At 63.5% G+C, this 16,174-nt stretch carries 15 protein-coding genes; 6 read left to right on the forward strand and 9 right to left on the reverse strand.

What is annotated here, in order from left to right:
- Nucleotides 1-145 precede the first annotated feature (145 nt).
- Together ACMGGG_RS25245 and ACMGGG_RS25250 are read right to left on the reverse strand one after the other, a co-directional pair.
- Nucleotides 146-529 (reverse strand): PaaI family thioesterase, encoded by a 384-nt coding sequence (locus ACMGGG_RS25245; RefSeq protein WP_054891671.1) that lies wholly within the window; start codon nt 527-529, stop codon nt 146-148.
- A complete protein-coding gene (locus ACMGGG_RS25250) occupies nt 529-2,853 on the reverse strand; it encodes a Tex family protein (protein WP_414154625.1) in 2,325 nt (774 codons plus the stop codon). Before ACMGGG_RS25250 ends, ACMGGG_RS25245 begins: the two co-directional genes overlap by 1 nt.
- A 228-nt stretch (nt 2,854-3,081) precedes the next feature.
- Between ACMGGG_RS25250 and ompR the strand changes: the two genes are divergently transcribed.
- Together ompR and ACMGGG_RS25260 are read left to right on the forward strand one after the other, a co-directional pair.
- The gene (gene ompR / locus ACMGGG_RS25255) at nt 3,082-3,822 is read left to right on the forward strand and encodes a two-component system response regulator OmpR (RefSeq protein WP_054891673.1); all 741 of its coding nucleotides are present in this window, start codon (nt 3,082-3,084) and stop codon (nt 3,820-3,822) included.
- Nucleotides 3,823-3,920: 98 nt separating this feature from the next.
- A complete protein-coding gene (locus ACMGGG_RS25260) occupies nt 3,921-5,234 on the forward strand; it encodes an ATP-binding protein (protein ID WP_063542220.1) in 1,314 nt (437 codons plus the stop codon).
- A 54-nt stretch (nt 5,235-5,288) separates the two neighbouring features.
- Here the strand turns inward: ACMGGG_RS25260 and rimK are convergent, their stop codons facing one another.
- Together rimK and ACMGGG_RS25270 are read right to left on the reverse strand one after the other, a co-directional pair.
- Nucleotides 5,289-6,194 carry a 30S ribosomal protein S6--L-glutamate ligase gene (gene rimK, locus ACMGGG_RS25265; RefSeq protein ID WP_015268602.1) on the reverse strand — a complete coding sequence of 302 codons (906 nt, stop codon included), beginning with the start codon at nt 6,192-6,194 and terminating at the stop codon, nt 5,289-5,291.
- Entirely contained in the window at nt 6,191-6,673 is a 483-nt protein-coding gene (locus ACMGGG_RS25270) for an ATP-dependent zinc protease (protein WP_063542222.1), read from the reverse strand. Before ACMGGG_RS25270 ends, rimK begins: the two co-directional genes overlap by 4 nt.
- Nucleotides 6,674-6,782: 109 nt before the next feature.
- Between ACMGGG_RS25270 and ACMGGG_RS25275 the strand changes: the two genes are divergently transcribed.
- Nucleotides 6,783-7,184: an RNA-binding S4 domain-containing protein gene (locus ACMGGG_RS25275; protein WP_054891676.1), complete on the forward strand. Its 402-nt coding sequence runs from the start codon at nt 6,783-6,785 to the stop codon at nt 7,182-7,184.
- Between the two features lie 20 nt (nt 7,185-7,204).
- Here the strand turns inward: ACMGGG_RS25275 and ACMGGG_RS25280 are convergent, their stop codons facing one another.
- Nucleotides 7,205-8,008 carry a phosphatase PAP2 family protein gene (locus ACMGGG_RS25280; RefSeq protein ID WP_063542224.1) on the reverse strand — a complete coding sequence of 268 codons (804 nt, stop codon included), beginning with the start codon at nt 8,006-8,008 and terminating at the stop codon, nt 7,205-7,207.
- 116 nt (nt 8,009-8,124) lie between these two features.
- Between ACMGGG_RS25280 and hslO the strand changes: the two genes are divergently transcribed.
- The 3 genes from hslO (at nt 8,125) to ACMGGG_RS25295 (ending at nt 11,324) form a co-directional block, all read left to right on the forward strand.
- Entirely contained in the window at nt 8,125-9,024 is a 900-nt protein-coding gene (gene hslO, locus ACMGGG_RS25285; RefSeq protein WP_125930986.1) for an Hsp33 family molecular chaperone HslO, read from the forward strand.
- A gap of 179 nt (nt 9,025-9,203) precedes the next feature.
- The gene (locus tag ACMGGG_RS25290) at nt 9,204-10,751 is read left to right on the forward strand and encodes a phosphoenolpyruvate carboxykinase (RefSeq protein WP_065864462.1); all 1,548 of its coding nucleotides are present in this window, start codon (nt 9,204-9,206) and stop codon (nt 10,749-10,751) included.
- A gap of 138 nt (nt 10,752-10,889) precedes the next feature.
- Nucleotides 10,890-11,324, forward strand: coding sequence for an acyl-CoA thioesterase (locus ACMGGG_RS25295; protein ID WP_414154626.1), 435 nt, complete (start codon nt 10,890-10,892; stop codon nt 11,322-11,324).
- Here ACMGGG_RS25295 and ACMGGG_RS25300 read toward each other — a convergent pair.
- The 4 genes from ACMGGG_RS25300 to ACMGGG_RS25315 form a co-directional block, all read right to left on the reverse strand.
- Nucleotides 11,314-11,970: a response regulator gene (locus ACMGGG_RS25300; RefSeq protein WP_063542230.1), complete on the reverse strand. Its 657-nt coding sequence runs from the start codon at nt 11,968-11,970 to the stop codon at nt 11,314-11,316. The genes ACMGGG_RS25295 and ACMGGG_RS25300 overlap by 11 nt on opposite strands.
- A 118-nt stretch (nt 11,971-12,088) precedes the next feature.
- The gene (locus ACMGGG_RS25305; protein ID WP_063542232.1) at nt 12,089-12,892 is read right to left on the reverse strand and encodes a CheR family methyltransferase; all 804 of its coding nucleotides are present in this window, start codon (nt 12,890-12,892) and stop codon (nt 12,089-12,091) included.
- A gap of 215 nt (nt 12,893-13,107) precedes the next feature.
- Nucleotides 13,108-13,593 (reverse strand): YMGG-like glycine zipper-containing protein, encoded by a 486-nt coding sequence (locus tag ACMGGG_RS25310; protein ID WP_054891683.1) that lies wholly within the window; start codon nt 13,591-13,593, stop codon nt 13,108-13,110.
- Nucleotides 13,594-13,827: 234 nt separating this feature from the next.
- Nucleotides 13,828-16,173 carry an FdhF/YdeP family oxidoreductase gene (locus ACMGGG_RS25315; protein WP_414154627.1) on the reverse strand — a complete coding sequence of 782 codons (2,346 nt, stop codon included), beginning with the start codon at nt 16,171-16,173 and terminating at the stop codon, nt 13,828-13,830.
- Between the last annotated feature and the right edge of the window lies 1 nt (nt 16,174).

The following is a 16,174-nucleotide window of genomic DNA, read 5'->3' on the forward strand; positions in this document are numbered from 1 at the left end:
TCGGGGCCTTGCCGAACCCATCGCGTGACAAGCCCGCTCCCACAAAAGCACCGAGGCACCTGTGGGAGCGGGCTTGTCCCGCGATAGGGTCAGTGACAGCGCCCGACCAATACCGGCAAAAATACCGCAGTTATCACTCGGGCAGCTAGAGAACCGCGAAGGTTCCCTGTGCCTTGGCCACCAGCTTGTCGCCCTGGAGCACGTCGGCGTCGACCACCAGCGTGCGCCGCCCTGCGTGTATCACCCGGGCGGTGCACAGCACTTCGCCGTCGCTGACAGCGCGCATGTAGTTGATCTTGCATTCGATGGTCACGCTTTGCTGGTCGAAGCCATGGCTGGCCGAGCAGGCCAGGCCCATGGCGATGTCCACCAGGCTGAAGATCGCCCCGCCGTGCAGTTTCTGGCCACGGTTGCGCAGGTGTGGTTCCAGCGCCAGGGCCACCTCGGCAACGCCTGTGTCCAGGCGTTGCAGGCGGCAGCCCAGGAGCTGGCTGAAGGCGCTTTCGACGTATTCCTTCGGGACGTCCATCACTTCTTCTTCAACTGCTTGGCGTTGGCGAACAGCGCGGCCATGGCGTTGTTGGCCGGCACGGCGGTGGCGGTTTCGCGCGGGCGTGGTGCCTGTTGCGAACGGTTGCCGCCGTTGCCGCGTGGGCCGCCACGGTTGCCTTCGACCTTCTCGCCTGGGGTATCGCTCATGCGCATGGACAGGCCTACGCGCTTGCGCGGGATGTCCACTTCCATGACCTTGACCTTGACCACGTCGCCGGCCTTGACCGCTTCGCGCGGATCCTTGACGAACTTCTCCGACAGCGCCGAGATGTGCACCAGGCCATCCTGGTGCACGCCGATGTCGACGAAGGCGCCGAAGTTGGTGACGTTGGTCACCACGCCTTCGAGGATCATGCCGGGCTCCAGGTCCTTGAGGTCCTCGACGCCATCCTGGAAGGTCGCGGTCTTGAACTCAGGGCGCGGGTCGCGGCCGGGCTTGTCCAGCTCCTGGAGGATGTCGGTGACGGTCGGCAGGCCGAAGGATTCGTCGGTGAATTTCTTCGGGTCGAGGCGCTTGAGGAAGCTGCTGTCGCCGATCAGCGAGCGGATATCGCGGCCGGTGTCGGCGGCGATGCGTTGTACCAGCGGATAGGCTTCGGGGTGTACGGCAGAGGCGTCCAGCGGATTGTCACCGTTCATCACGCGCAGGAAGCCTGCGGCCTGCTCGAAGGTCTTCTCGCCGAGGCGGCTGACTTTCTTCAGTGCCGCCCGGGTGGCGAACGGGCCGTTGGCGTCGCGGTGGGCGACGATGTTCTGTGCCAGCGTCGCATTGAGGCCGGAGATGCGGGTCAGCAAGGCCACCGAGGCGGTGTTGACGTCCACGCCCACGGCGTTCACGCAGTCCTCGACCACAGCGTCCAGGCCGCGCGCCAATTTCACCTGCGACACATCGTGCTGGTACTGGCCTACCCCGATGGACTTCGGATCGATCTTCACCAGTTCGGCCAGCGGGTCCTGCAGGCGACGGGCAATCGACACCGCGCCGCGGATCGAGACGTCGAGATCGGGGAATTCGCGGGCAGCCAGTTCGGACGCTGAATACACCGAGGCGCCCGCTTCGGAGACCATGATCTTGGTGATCTGCAGTGCCGGGTATTTTTTCACCAGGTCAGCGATCAGTTTGTCGCTTTCGCGGCTGGCGGTGCCGTTGCCGATGGCGATCAGCTCCACCGAATGCTTGGCGCACAGGGCCGCCAGTACGGCGAGGGTGCGGTCCCAGTCGTTTTTCGGTGCGTGCGGGTAGACGGTGGTGTAGTCCAGCAGCTTGCCGGTGGCATCGACTACCGCGACCTTGCAGCCAGTGCGCAGGCCCGGGTCGAAGCCCAGGGTCGCACGCGGGCCGGCGGGGGCGGCCAACAGCAGGTCGTGCAGGTTATGGGCGAAGACGTTGATCGCCTCGCTTTCGGCGTTGTCGCGCAGCTCGCCGAACAGGTCGGTTTCCAGGTGGGTGTAGAGCTTGACCTTCCAGGTCCAGCGCACCACCTCGCCCAGCCATTTGTCGGCCGGGCGGCCGCGGTTTTCGATACCAACGTGGCTGGCGATCATCAGCTCGCACGGGTGCAGGGTGCCCGGTAGTTCCTCGCCGACCTTGAGCGAGGCGCTCAGCACGCCTTCGTTGCGACCGCGGAAGATCGCCAGGGCGCGGTGCGACGGGGCGTTGCGCAGCAGTTCGTCGTGGGCGAAGTAGTCGCGGAACTTGGCGCCTTCCTCTTCCTTACCCGGCACCACGCGCGCGGTGAGCACCGCCTCCTGCTTGAGGAAACCGCGCAGTTTGTCGAGCAGGGCGGCGTCTTCGGCGAAGCGCTCCATGAGGATGTACTTGGCGCCTTCGAGGGCGGCCTTGACGTCGGCGACGCCTTTATCGGCGTCGACGAAGCGCGCGGCTTCGCTGTCAGGGTCGCGCTGCGGGTCGTCGAACAGGCCGTCGGCCAGTTCACCCAGGCCGGCTTCCAGGGCGATCTGGCCCTTGGTGCGGCGCTTTTGCTTGTAAGGCAGGTAAAGGTCTTCGAGGCGGGTCTTGGTGTCGGCGAGCTTGATCTCGCGGGCCAGTTCCGGGGTCAGCTTGCCCTGCTCCTCGATGCTGGCCAGGATGCTGGCGCGGCGCTCGTCGAGTTCACGCAGGTAACGCAGGCGCTCTTCCAGGTGGCGCAGTTGCGTATCGTCCAGGCTGCCGGTCACTTCCTTGCGGTAACGGGCGATGAAGGGCACCGTCGAGCCTTCGTCCAACAGGCCCACGGCCGCCTCGACCTGTTGTGGGCGCACGCCCAGTTCCTCGGCGATACGGCTGTTGATGCTGTCCATGAGAACCACCTGACAAATAGTGAATACTAAGGCCGCAGTGGGGGTTCAGGCCCGGCGGCACTGGATGAAAGCCGCGCATTATACCCATCGAGTCCGGCTTGCGGTGATGGCGCTGAGCCATGTGTGTCGAGCGAGAAGTGGCACCCGGGGAAAAATCTGCTAACAATGCACACGGCACGCGTCGCAATGGCTACGCCATAATGCGCGGCGATATCAGAGGAGTTATTGATGACCAGCACCGCAAACATTGCTGAAGGCGAAAAGATTCTCATCGTTGACGACGATCCGGGGCTGAGCAGCCTGCTGGAGCGTTTCTTCACCAGCAAGGGCTTCCGTGCCCGCGCCGTGCCGAACGTCGAGCAGATGGACCGCCTGCTGGCCCGTGAAGTGTTCAACCTGGTGGTGCTCGATCTCATGCTGCCGGGTGAAGACGGCCTCTCCGCCTGCCGCCGCCTGCGCGCGGCGAACAACCAGATCCCGATCATCATGCTCACCGCCAAGGGCGACGAGCTTAGCCGCATCAAGGGCCTTGAACTGGGCGCTGACGATTATCTCGCCAAGCCGTTCAACCCCGACGAGCTGGTCGCGCGGGTCAAGGCCGTGCTGCGGCGCCAGGCTCCGAGCGTTCCTGGCGCCCCGGGCAGCGAGGAAGAAACCGTCACGTTCGGCGACTACGAGCTGTCGCTGGCGACCCGCGAACTCAAGCGCGGCGATGAAGTGCACATGCTCACGACCGGTGAATTCGCCGTGCTCAAGGCTCTGGTCATGCATGCTCGCGAACCGCTGACCCGCGACAAATTGATGAACCTGGCCCGCGGCCGTGAGTGGGACGCCCTGGAGCGCTCCATCGACGTGCAGATCTCACGTCTGCGCCGCATGATCGAGCCCGATCCATCGAAGCCTCGCTACATCCAGACGGTCTGGGGTGTGGGTTATGTCTTCGTGCCGGACGGAAATGCCGGGAAATGAACCGCTGCCATGACACGGCAGGGCGGCCCGCAAGGGTCGCCCTGTTTTCGTCTGTGGTCCCCGCCTTGCTTGTTCCCGCCGTGCAGTAATCGTCGCCAATGAAAACGCCTCTCTGGTTTCCGCAAAGCTTCTTCGCCCGCACCTTGTGGCTGGTACTGATCGTCGTCCTGTTTTCCAAGGCGCTGACGCTGGTGTACCTGCTGATGAACGAGGACGTTCTGGTCGACCGCCAGTACAGCCACGGTGTGGCGCTGACCTTGCGTGCCTATTGGGCGGCCGATGAAGAGAACCGCGACCAGATCGCCGAGGCGGCCGGTCTGATCCGCGTGACCGGCTCGGGTGTGCCGGAGGGTGAGCAGCACTGGCCGTACAGCGAGATCTACCAGCGCCAGATGCAGGCTGAGCTGGGCGAGGATACCGAGGTACGCCTGCGCATCCATGCGCCGCCGGCACTGTGGGTCAATGCGCCGAGCCTGGGGCCGGGTTGGCTGAAGGTGCCGTTGTATCCGCACCCGTTGCGCGGGCAGAAGATCTGGAACGTGCTCGGTTGGTTCCTGGCCATCGGCCTGCTGTCCACCGCGTCGGCCTGGATCTTCGTGCGCCAGCTCAACCAGCCGCTCAAACGCCTGGTGTTCGCTGCCCGCCAGCTCGGGCAGGGGCGCAGCGTGCGCCTGCCCATCAGCGATACACCCAGCGAGATGACCGAGGTGTACCGTGCGTTCAACCAGATGGCCGAGGATGTCGAGCAGGCCGGGCGCGAACGCGAGCTCATGCTGGCGGGTGTCTCCCACGACCTGCGTACGCCATTGACCCGGCTACGGCTGTCGCTGTCGCTGATGGGGAACGAAAGTGAGCTCAGCGACGACATGGTGCGCGACATCGAAGACATGGACGCCATTCTCGACCAGTTCCTGGCCTTCATTCGCGATGGCCGCGACGAGCCGGTGGAGGAGGTCGACCTGGGTGATCTGATTCGCGAGGTGGTGGCGCCGTATAACCAGCCCGAAGAGCGCGTGCGCCTGTGCCTGGAGCCTATTCCACCCTTCCCGCTACGGCGCGTGTCGCTCAAGCGCATGCTGGGCAACCTGATCGGCAATGCCCTGCACCATGCGGGCAAGGGCGTCGAGGTGGCGGCTTATGTGTCAGGTGAGCAGGGGGCGCCGTACGTGGTACTCAGCGTGCTGGACCGGGGCACGGGGATCGACGAATCGGAACTGGAGACCATCTTCAATCCGTTCATTCGGGGCGACCGTGCACGTGGGGGCAAGGGCACCGGGCTGGGCCTGGCGATCGTCAAGCGGATCGCCGCCCAGCATGGCGGCAATGTCGAGTTGCGCAACCGCTCCGGTGGCGGGATCGAGGCGCGCGTCCGCTTGCCTTTGGGGCTGTTGCTGCCGCGCGATGCCGTGTGAGGTTCTGTGGTCTCTTTATGGCTAAAGCCGCGAAGAGACCGACACGATTTCGAATCAACCCTTGCCTTTGGTCCGGGTCTGGTTCGGTCCGCCGTTCTTCTCCAGGTGTTCGATGATCATCCCGGCAACGTTCTTGCCGGTGGTGACTTCGATGCCCTCCAGCCCCGGCGACGAATTCACCTCCATCACCAGCGGGCCATGATTGGAGCGCAGGATATCCACACCAGCCACGCTGAGGCCCATGACCTTGGCCGCGCGAATGGCCGTCATGCGTTCCTCGGGGGTGATCTTGATCAGGCTGGCCACTCCACCGCGGTGCAGGTTGGAGCGGAACTCACCGGGCTTGGCCTGGCGCTTCATCGAGGCGATGACCTTGTCACCAACCACGAAGCAGCGGATGTCGGCGCCGCCAGCCTCCTTGATGTATTCCTGGACCATGATGTTCTGCTTCAGGCCCATGAACGCTTCGATGACCGACTCGGCAGCCTTGGTCGTTTCGCACAGCACCACGCCGATGCCCTGGGTGCCTTCGAGCACCTTGATCACCAGCGGTGCACCATTGACCATCTGGATCAGGTCGGGAATGTCATCCGGCGAGTGAGCGAAACCTGTGATCGGCAGACCGATGCCACGGCGTGACAGCAATTGCAAAGAGCGCAGCTTGTCGCGCGAGCGGGCGATGGCCACCGATTCATTGAGTGGGTAGACGCCCATCATCTCGAACTGGCGCAGCACTGCGCAGCCATAGAAGGTTACCGAGGCGCCGATACGCGGGATCACTGCATCGAAACCTTCCAGCGGTTTGCCGCGATAGTGGATCTGCGGCTTGTGGCTGGCGATGTTCATGTAGGCGCGCAGGGTGTCGATCACGACCATTTCATGGCCGCGCTGGGTGCCGGCTTCGACCAGGCGGCGGGTGGAATACAGACGCGGGTTGCGCGAAAGCACGGCGATCTTCATGCAGCACCTGTGACAGGGGAGAGAGTGGCCGGGAAGGCCGGTTTGTCCTGAACGTACTTGAGGCCGGGGTTGACGACCAGTTGACCGTGGACCAAGGCTTTCGATCCAAGTAACAACCGATAGCGCATGCTCTTGCGGCAAGCCAGGGTGAATTCCACTTCCCAGACCCGGTCGCCCAATGCCAGTGGCGTTCGGATCACATAGCGGGTCTGGGCATGGCCGTTGGAGCTCTTGATGGTTTTCATGGTCACCAGAGGCGCTTCGCAGCGGCGATGACGCAGTTGCACTACAGAACCCAGGTGCGCGGTGAAACGTACCCAGGACTGGCCGTCGCGCTCGAAGGGTTCGATGTCGGTGGCGTGCAGGCTGGAGGTGCTGGCGCCGGTGTCGATCTTGGCCCGAAGCCCGGCGAGACCGAGGTCGGGCAGGGCGATCCACTCGCGCAGGCCGATCACTGTCAGATGGTCAAATGTTTTCACGAAGCACACCCTGCGAATGAGGTGGTGAACTGTAAGCATGGCGCGGACTTTTTGCATCCGACAGTTACGGTAGTACAGTTCCGTTAAAGACAGAATTCGAGGTAGAGGGATGGCACAGAAAGCGGAAGACGACGACAAGGTCCGCCTGGACAAATGGCTGTGGGCGGCGCGCTTCTACAAGACGCGTGCGCTGGCCAAGGCGGCGATCGAGAGTGGCAAGGTGCATTGCCGTGGTGAGCGCTGCAAACCGGGCAAGGAACCGCGGGTAGGTGACGAGTTCGTGCTGCGCACCGGTTTCGACGAGAAGACCGTGGTGGTCAAGGCGCTGTCGGTGGTGCGTCGTGGGGCGCCCGAGGCGCAGACCCTCTACGAGGAAACCGCCGACAGCGTGAAGCGCCGCGAGCAGGCCGCCGAACTGCGCAAGGCCGGGGCGATGGGTGTGACCACCGACGGCCGGCCCAACAAGAAGCAACGGCGGCAGATCCACCAACTGCATGGCAGTTTCGAGTAGACCTGCGCCGTCAGTTGCGCTTAGAAGGCTGTACGCATCACGCTCATGCGCCCGATCAGCGGCAGCTTGCCGAGTACCCTGAACAGCGGTGAGGTCCAGCGCACCAGTGCCGCGCTGGCCTTGGCCGCCAGAGGTGTATGCACGGTCCAGCCCAGAGCCAGTAATGCCATCCCCAGACCACCGATGTAGTCATCCTGCCCCCAGTGCGCGCCAGCGACCAGACGCGGCAGCATGAACAGCACGGCCAGCCCCCAGATCACCAGGCTTTGCACCAGCCGGCGACTGAACAGACTCATGAACAGCGCCCAGAGGAGCAGTACCGAGGCGTGATCGCCCGGGAAGCTCTTGCTGGAACGGTCCTTCAGTTCCCAGTGGGCTTCAAGGTTCGGGTAGTAGTGGCTCAGGCGCACGGCGTCGTCGAATACGATCGACGGGCTGTCATGCTGCCATCCGGATGCATCCACCCACTTGGAAAACAGCGCGCGAACCACCACTAAGAGGAGCAGGCTGACGAAAAAGCCGAAGAATGCCTGCCGTACCTGCACGGCCTTGAACACCCAGTCGCCCTTGATCAGCAGCAGGAGCAGGATCAGACCGACGACGATGTCGAAGGGGCGCAGGCTGCCCAAGGTCCAGATGTAGCGCCAGGTGGTGCTGTCTGCCAGTGGGCCGTTGAGTGCACGGAATAGCCACTCGTCGAAAGTCAGGAACAGGATCTGGCCAAACGGCCACAACCAGAAACACAGTAGAGCGATCGGCAGTAAAGTGCAGGCTGCCAGAGGTCCCCAGGACCACTTTTCTTGGAACAGTGGCCGATTATCCATAAAATACCTCAATTGCCAGCTGAATTTCCGCGCGTCGTGCGCGCTTTAACACGGGCCTTTGTAGGCTCCTGTAATCATTTTGTCACTCTTTTCAGAATTTTCAGATAGCCAAAACCATGAGCGATTTACCGGATACCGATTTCACCCAACGCTTCCTGTTCGAAGAGCGCGATGTGCGCGGCGAATGGGTCGAGCTCGACAAGAGCTACAGCGAAGTGCTTGCCCGTCACCCTTATCCGCAGCCGGTTGCCGCTCTGCTGGGTGAGCTGATGGCTGCCACCTCGCTGCTGGTCGGCGCACTCAAGTTCGATGGCCTGCTGATCCTGCAAGCGCGCTCGCAAGGGCCAATCCCGCTGCTGATGGTGGAGTGCTCGGGCGAGCGCGACATCCGCGGCATGGCGCGTTACGAGGCCGAGCAGATCGCGGCTGACGCGACCCTGGCGGACCTGATGCCTGATGGCCACCTCACGCTGACCATCGACCCGGTCAAGGGTCAGCGCTACCAAGGCACCGTCGAGCTCGATGGCGCCAACCTGTCCGAATGCTTCACCAACTACTTCGTGCAATCCCAGCAGCTCAACACGCGCTTCTGGCTCGACACCTCGACGGGCAAAGCCCGTGGCCTGCTGCTGCAGCAGTTGCCGGTCGACCGCCAGCGTGATGAAGAAGAGCGCGAAGACAGCTGGCAACACGTCGTGGCCATGGCCAGCACGCTGAAGCCCGAAGAGTGGGCCGAAGGCAACGAAACCCTCCTGCACCGCCTCTATCACGAGGACGCCGTACGCCTCTTCGACATCGAGCCACTGCGCTTTCACTGCAGCTGCTCGCGTGAGCGTTCCGGCAACGCCCTGGTCAGCCTCGGCGAGTCGGATGCCAAGGCGCTGGTCGAGGAATGCGGTGGCCAGGTCGAGATCGATTGCCAGTTCTGCAACGAGCGGTATTTCTTCGATGCCAGCGATGTAGCGCAATTGTTTGCGGGTGGTGGCACGGACGAGGCGTCAGAAACTCGCCACTGAAACGCTTCACTACAGGAGATTCTCCTGTCTAATTGCGTAAAAGCGCAGTTACGACAGGAGGGGCCTACTTTTTTTGGGCGTTTCTGGCATAATCCGGCCACTTTTTTCGCTGTAGTAGTTTGAAACAGGCCACTACAAAACGTTTGGAGCACTCGGCCTCGGGCCGGATGGGGTATCTCATGACGCAAGCCAACAACACCGTGTACACCGACCTGACCGTCGACGAGCTGGTAAAACATGCGCTGCAACGCGGTGAAGGCGTGCTGGCCGATACTGGCGCACTGGTCGTGGAAACCGGTCACCGTACTGGCCGTTCGCCCGCTGACCGTTTCATCGTCGATGAACCGAGCACCTCTGCCGCCATCGCCTGGGGCCCGATCAACCGCAAGTTCCCGGCCGACAAGTTCGATGCCCTGTGGGACCGCGTCGAGGCGTTCAACAACGCCCAGGAACACTTCGTCTCCTACGTTCATGTCGGTGCCGCGGCCGAGCACTACCTGCCGGTCAAGATGACCACCCAGACCGCCTGGCAGAACCTGTTCGGCCGTTGCCTGTTCATCAATCCGGAAAAAGGCCAGTTCAACCCGGCCGGCCGCGACCAGTGGCAGATCCTCAACGTCGCCAACTTCGAGTGCGTTCCAGAGCGTGACGGCACCAACTCCGATGGTTGCGTGATCCTCAACTTCGCCCAGAAGAAAGTGCTGATCGCTGGCATGCGCTACGCCGGCGAAATGAAGAAGGCCATGTTCTCGGTACAGAACTTCCTGCTGCCGGAAGTCGACGTGCTGCCGATGCACTGCGCGGCCAACATCGGCGAAGAAGGCGATGTGACCCTGTTCTTCGGCCTGTCCGGCACCGGCAAGACCACCCTCTCCGCCGACGAAAGCCGTTACCTGATCGGTGACGACGAGCACGGTTGGGGCGAGGGCGTCGTCTTCAACATGGAAGGTGGTTGCTACGCCAAGTGCATCGACCTGTCCGAGAAGAACGAGCCGGTCATCTGGAAAGCCATCAAGCATGGCGCGGTGCTGGAAAACGTCGTCATCGACGAAGCTGGCCACGCCGACTACACCAATGTCAGCCTGACCCAGAACAGCCGTGCCGCCTACCCACTGGAGCACGTCGCCAAGCGTGCCGAAGCCAACCTGGGTGGCGAGCCTAACGCGGTCATCTTCCTGACCTGCGACCTGACCGGCGTTCTGCCTCCGGTGTCGATCCTGAACAACGAGCAGGCGGCCTACCACTTCCTGTCGGGCTACACCGCGCTGGTCGGCTCCACCGAAATGGGTTCGGGCGGCGGCATCAAGTCGACCTTCTCCACCTGCTTCGGCGCGCCGTTCTTCGCCCGTCCTGCAGGCGAGTACGCCGAGCTGCTGATCAAGCGTATCAACGGCTTCAACTCCAAGGTTTACCTGGTCAACACCGGCTGGACCGGCGGTGGCTACGGTGTTGGCAAGCGCTTCAGCATCCCGACCACCCGTGGCGTGATCGCCGCGATCCAGAGCGGTGCTCTGGTCGGTGCTGAAACCGAGCACCTGGACATCATCAACCTGGACGTACCGAAGTTCGTTCCAGGCGTCGATACCGAGCTGCTCAACCCGCGCGCCACCTGGGCTGACAAGGCCGCTTACGACGAGGCCGCCAAAGGCCTGGCCAAGCTGTTCATCGAAAACTTCAAGAAGTTCGAAGTTTCCGACGCCATCAAGGCCGCTGGCCCGCAGCTGTAAGCTGTACTGCCCGCAGTGAAAAGCCGCCCTTCGGGGCGGCTTTTTCATGTCTGGCGAGCGAGCACTGTGTTTGCGGCTATGGTTTTCCAGACCAGATGTGGGAAGCTCCCCTTTCCTGCCACCCGCCTTGGATACCCCATGACCGAGACCATCCAACGCAGCGCCTTTTCTCATTTCCACCCCATCCTCACACGTCCACAGGACAACGACCACAACGGCCACCTTGGCGGTTCCACGGTGCATGCCTTCTTCGAGACGGCCATCCAGGCATTTCTCGTCGAGCAGGCCGAGCTGGACCTGCGCGACGGTGAGCTGGCCGGGTTCGTGGTCAGTTCTGCCGCGGATTTCTATGCCTTACCCGGGTTTCCCGATGTGCTGGAGGTTGGCCTGGGAGTAACCCGGCTTGCTGGCAGCACAGTGGAGTTTCGCCTGGCGTTGTACCGGCCGGGCGAGGTCGAGCCCTGTGCGGCGGGCACCGTGGTACAGGTGTTCATCGAGCGCAGCACGGGGCAACCGGCAGGGCTGCCGGAAACCCTGCAACTGATCCTGGCGGGGCTGTCGCTCAATCGTTGAGGCGGATGATCCCCTCGCGCACGGCAAACAGCACCAACCCTGGAACATCGTGGATCTGCAGGCGGTGCATGATCTGCGAGCGATGGGCCTCGATGGTCTTGATGCTCAGCCCCAGCCCATCGGCGATGGAGCGGGTGCTCTCGCCGCGAGCGATCAGGCGCAGGACTTCCAGCTGACGCGTGGTCAGCGGCGCTTGTGCGGGGCTGGGCGGACGTTTGCGACTGTGCTTGAGGGCCTGCCCGATGACCATTGGCAGCACTGTCGAGGAAAGGTACTGTCCGCCGCTGCGTAAGGTCTGCAAGGCCTGCTCGAATTCTGCGACGGTGGCGCTCTTGAGCAGGAAGCCCTGGGCGCCGAGTTGCAGGCAACTCATCACATGCTCCAGTTCCGAGCGGGTCGAGAGCATCAGCACGCGTGTGGCCGGAACCCGGATGAACAGCTCCTGCAACACCTGCTGACAATCCAGCGCATCGCTGTTCATATCGAGCACGACGATCTCCGGCCGCAGCTTCTCCGCCAGCGCCACGGCGCTCATGCCGTCGTTGGTGTCTCCGACCACGGCATATTCCTTCTTCTGTTCGAGCAGGGCGCGCAGGCCGGCGCGGAAAAGTGGCGAGTCGTCGGCAAGCAGGATTCGGCAGGGCATGGGTCAAGGCCTGTTTCGCAAGGGATGGGGGGCGGCAGGCCTGCTCGATCCACAAGCGCACTGCCGCGCGGGGGCGCGACCAGTCCTTGTCTGCCGTTCGATGCGGCAGTGCTATTCATCATAGGCGTTCGAACACCGACGGCAGTAGTGGCCGCAGGGGCAGATCCAGGCCGTGGATGCTTTCGCTGTGGCCGATCATCAGCAGTCCGCCCGGACGCAGGTGAGGCATCAGGCGCAGCAGGACATCGGCCTTGCATCGCGCGTCGAAGCCCGCGAGCAGGTTGCGTAGCAGGATCACATCGAACTCGCCCAGATCGGTCGGCAATGGCTTGATCAGGTTGATTGTCTCGAAGCGTACCCGTTCGCGCAGGCCCGGTGCGATACGTAGACGACCGGCTGCTTCGTCGGCGCCACACAGGCAATGGCGGTCCAGCCAGCCATGGGGAAAGTAGCGGGCCTGGGCGATGTCGTAGACACCGGCCTCAGCCTGTCGCAGCAGTGCGCTGTCGTAGTCGCTGGCCAGCACCTGCCAGCCGGCGGATGTGCTTTGTTGCGCGACCATGGCCAGGCTCCAGGCTTCTTCGCCACTGGCACAGGCCGCACTCCACAGGCGCGCAGGATGAGCAAGTGTGGGAAGCCAGCGCAGCAACTGTTCGAAGTGGCGGTGTTCGCGAAAGAAGTAGGTGTCCCGGGCGATGAGCAGGTGCAGCAGGTGCGTCTGTTCGCTGGGGTGTGCATCGATCAGGTCGAGGTAGGCCTCGAAGCTCGCCAGCCGGTGTAACCGCAAGCGTGCATGCAGCCGATGGGCGACCACGTTCTGGCGATCGTCTGCCAGTTGCAGGCCGGTGGCCTGGGAAACCCGCTGGCGGATGCGCTGGAAGCAGGCGTGGTCGAGGCGTGGCGGGCGCGTATCGTCCGTCATCCTTCTGCTTCCCCGGCGTCGGGCTGGCGTATTGGATCGACGAGGCTCGTGCGCATTCCCTGCGTCCCCTGTTGTGATGGCGGTGGGAAATGATAGCTAGTGGCTAGTTGCCTCCATATCGGGGTGTCCCTTAAGCCCTCGACCTGCCAGAATGCAAAGGCCCCGCCGGGTGAGGGCGGGGCCTTAGGCATCAGGCGTAGGTGAATGGACGCCGATCAGTCACGCCAGTGGCGCTTGTGCTTGCGATGGCCATAGTGATGGCCGTTGTCCCAATGGCGACGGTCGTCGCCACGGCGGTAACGCCGGTCACGATCGCGGTCGTGACGGTCGTCTTCGTCGGCCTTGTTGCCCATGTAGTTGCCGAGCGCACCGCCGGCACCGCCACCTGCGGCTGCGCCGATCAGGCTACCGGTGCTGCCGCCAACCTGGCGGCCGACGACGTTACCGCCCGCCGCGCCCAGGGCACCACCAATGGCGGCTTCACCACGCTGGCGCTTGTCGGCACCGACGGCACTGCCCGCCGCACCACCCAGGCCCGCGCCAATGGCCGAGCCGGTGTTGCCGCCGATGGACTGGCCGACCACCGAGCCCAGTACCCCACCCAATGCGCCGCCAATGCCGGCCTCGGTGGTGCCGCCTGCCATGGCAACGCCGCTGAGCAGACCAAAAGACAACAACAGAATCGAGGAGTACTTCTTCATCAAGAGAGCCTCAGAGGGATGACGAGGCGAAATTTGAGGCTCGGCGAAGCGGCTGGCAATGGAAATCCGACGAGTAGCACGAGTTGTACACAATTTCCTAACTTGCTGATTTGGCTATGAAACTTTATTCGTTTTTGTCGGTCTCAGGTTACTTGAGACAACAAAAAGCCCCGGTTACTACGCCGGGGCTTTTTGTTTTCTGGTCGGCCGTCAGCGCGGGACGGCCCGCGCCTTTCAGATGATACGCCCGTTCCCGCGCGCCGCCTCGAGCTTGATGGCGATGAACTTCGAGGTTGGCGTGTGGCTGCCGTCGCCGATGCTCTCCAGCGGAACCAGCGGATTCACCTCGGGGTAGTAGGCGGCTGCCTGCCCCGCCGGAATGTCGAAAGCCAGCAGGGTGAAACCCTCCACCCGACGCACATGCTCATCGCCCCACAACGACACGATGTCGACCTTCTGCCCTGGCTGGAAGCCCAGGCGAATGATGTCCGCCTCGTTGGCGAACAGCACCTCGCGCTGGCCGCGCACGCCGCGGTAGCGGTCGTCCAGGCCATAGATGGTGGTGTTGTACTGATCGTGCGAACGCATCGACTGCATGATCAGGTCAGGCACCTGGCCGCTGGCGCGCACGCGTTCGTCGAGCAGGGTGTCGGGCAGCAGGTTGGGCTTGAAGTTGGCGCGGCCGCTCGCGGTCTTCCACTGGCGGCTGCCTGCGCTGTTGCCCAAGTAGAAACCACCCGGCAGGTTCAGGCGCTGGTTGAAGTCGGCAAAACCGGGGATGGTATCGGCGATCAGGTCGCGGATCCGATCGTAGTCGGCCACTACCCAGTTCCAGTCCACAGGATGGTTGCCCAGGGTGGCGGCGGCGATGCCTGCGACCACCGCAGGTTCCGAGCGCATCTGCTTGGACAGCGCGCGCAACTGGCCGTTGGAGGCGTGGACCATGCTGAACGAGTCTTCCACCGTGACCGCTTGCGGGCCTTCGGCCTGCAGGTCGATATCGGTGCGGCCCAGGCACGGCAGGATCAATGCCTGCTGGCCATGGATCAGGTGGCTGCGGTTGAGCTTGGTGCTGATGTGCACGGTCAGCGCACAGTTGCGCAGGGCCTGGGCGGTGCGCTCGGTATCCGGGGTGGCCTGGGCGAAGTTGCCGCCCAGCCCGATGAACACCTTGGCCCGGCCTTCGAGCATGGCGTGGATCGCCTCGACCGTGTTGTGACCGTTGCTGCGTGGCACCGGGAAGCCGAAGCGCTTCTCGATGGCATCGAGCAGCGCTACCGGCGGGCGCTCGTTGATGCCCATGGTGCGGTCGCCCTGTACGTTGCTGTGGCCGCGTACCGGGCACAGGCCGGCGCCAGGCACACCGATGTTGCCGCGCAGCAGCATCAGGTTGACGATTTCCTGGATGGTCGGCACCGAGTGGCGGTGCTGGGTGATCCCCATCGCCCAGCACATGATCACGCGTTTGCCTTTGCAGTACATGCGTGCCGACAACTCGATATCGTCGAGGGTCAGGCCTGACTGTTCGACGATCTGCTCCCACGGCGTGGCATCGACCACCGCCAGGTACTCGTTCACGCCTTGGCCGTGCTCGGCGATGAACACATGATCGAAGATCGCCGGCTCGCCATTGGCTTGAGCCTCACGCTCCCACTGCAGCAGGAACTTGGCCATGCCGCGCAGCAACGCCATGTCGCCACCCAGTGCCGGGCGGAAGAATGCGGTATTGGTCGGCCGGTCGCTGTTGAGCAACATCTCCAGTGGATGTTGTGGGTGCTGGAAGCGTTCCAGGCCGCGCTCCTTGAGCGGGTTGACGCAGACCACCTGGGCGCCGCGCTTCACGGCATCGCGCAGCGGGTCGAGCATGCGTGGATGGTTGGTGCCGGGGTTCTGGCCCAGGACGAAGATCGCGTCGGCATGTTCGAAGTCGTCGTAGGTGACGGTACCCTTGCCGACGCCGACGCTTTGCCCCAGGGCCACGCCGCTGGCCTCGTGGCACATGTTCGAGCAGTCAGGGAAGTTGTTGGTGCCGAAGGCGCGCACGAACAGTTGGTACAGGTACGCCGCCTCGTTGCTGGCCCGCCCGGAGGTATAGAACTCGGCCTGGTCTGGTGACTTCAGCGCCTTGAGGTGGCTGGCGATCAGCTCGAAGGCTGCATCCCAGGCAATCGGCTGGTAACGGTCGCTGGTCGGGTCATAGACCATCGGCTCGGTCAGGCGGCCCTGGTACTCGAGCCAGTAGTCGCTCTGCTCGAGCAGCGCACTGACGCTGTAGCGAGCGAAGAAGGCAGCGTCGACGCGACGCTTGGTGGCCTCCCAGTTGACGGCCTTGGCGCCGTTCTCGCAGAACTTGACCATGCCGCTCTCGGGCGAGTCGCCCCAGGCGCAGCCAGGGCAGTCGAAGCCGCCGTTCTGGTTGGTCTTGAGGAGTGCACGTAGGTTCTTCAGCGCGTTGTCGCTGCCGACCCAGGCCTTGGCCACGCTGCGCAGTGCGCCCCAGCCGCCGGCTGGGCCGTGGTAGGGCTTGTAGCGTGGGGTGGAAGCGGGGGCGTTGTCTGGAAGTTTCTCGAAGGAGGTCACG

The sequence above is a fragment of the Pseudomonas sp. BNK-44-b genome (genome assembly GCF_047456245.1).
Taxonomy (GTDB): Bacteria; Pseudomonadota; Gammaproteobacteria; order Pseudomonadales; family Pseudomonadaceae; genus Aquipseudomonas; species Aquipseudomonas machongensis.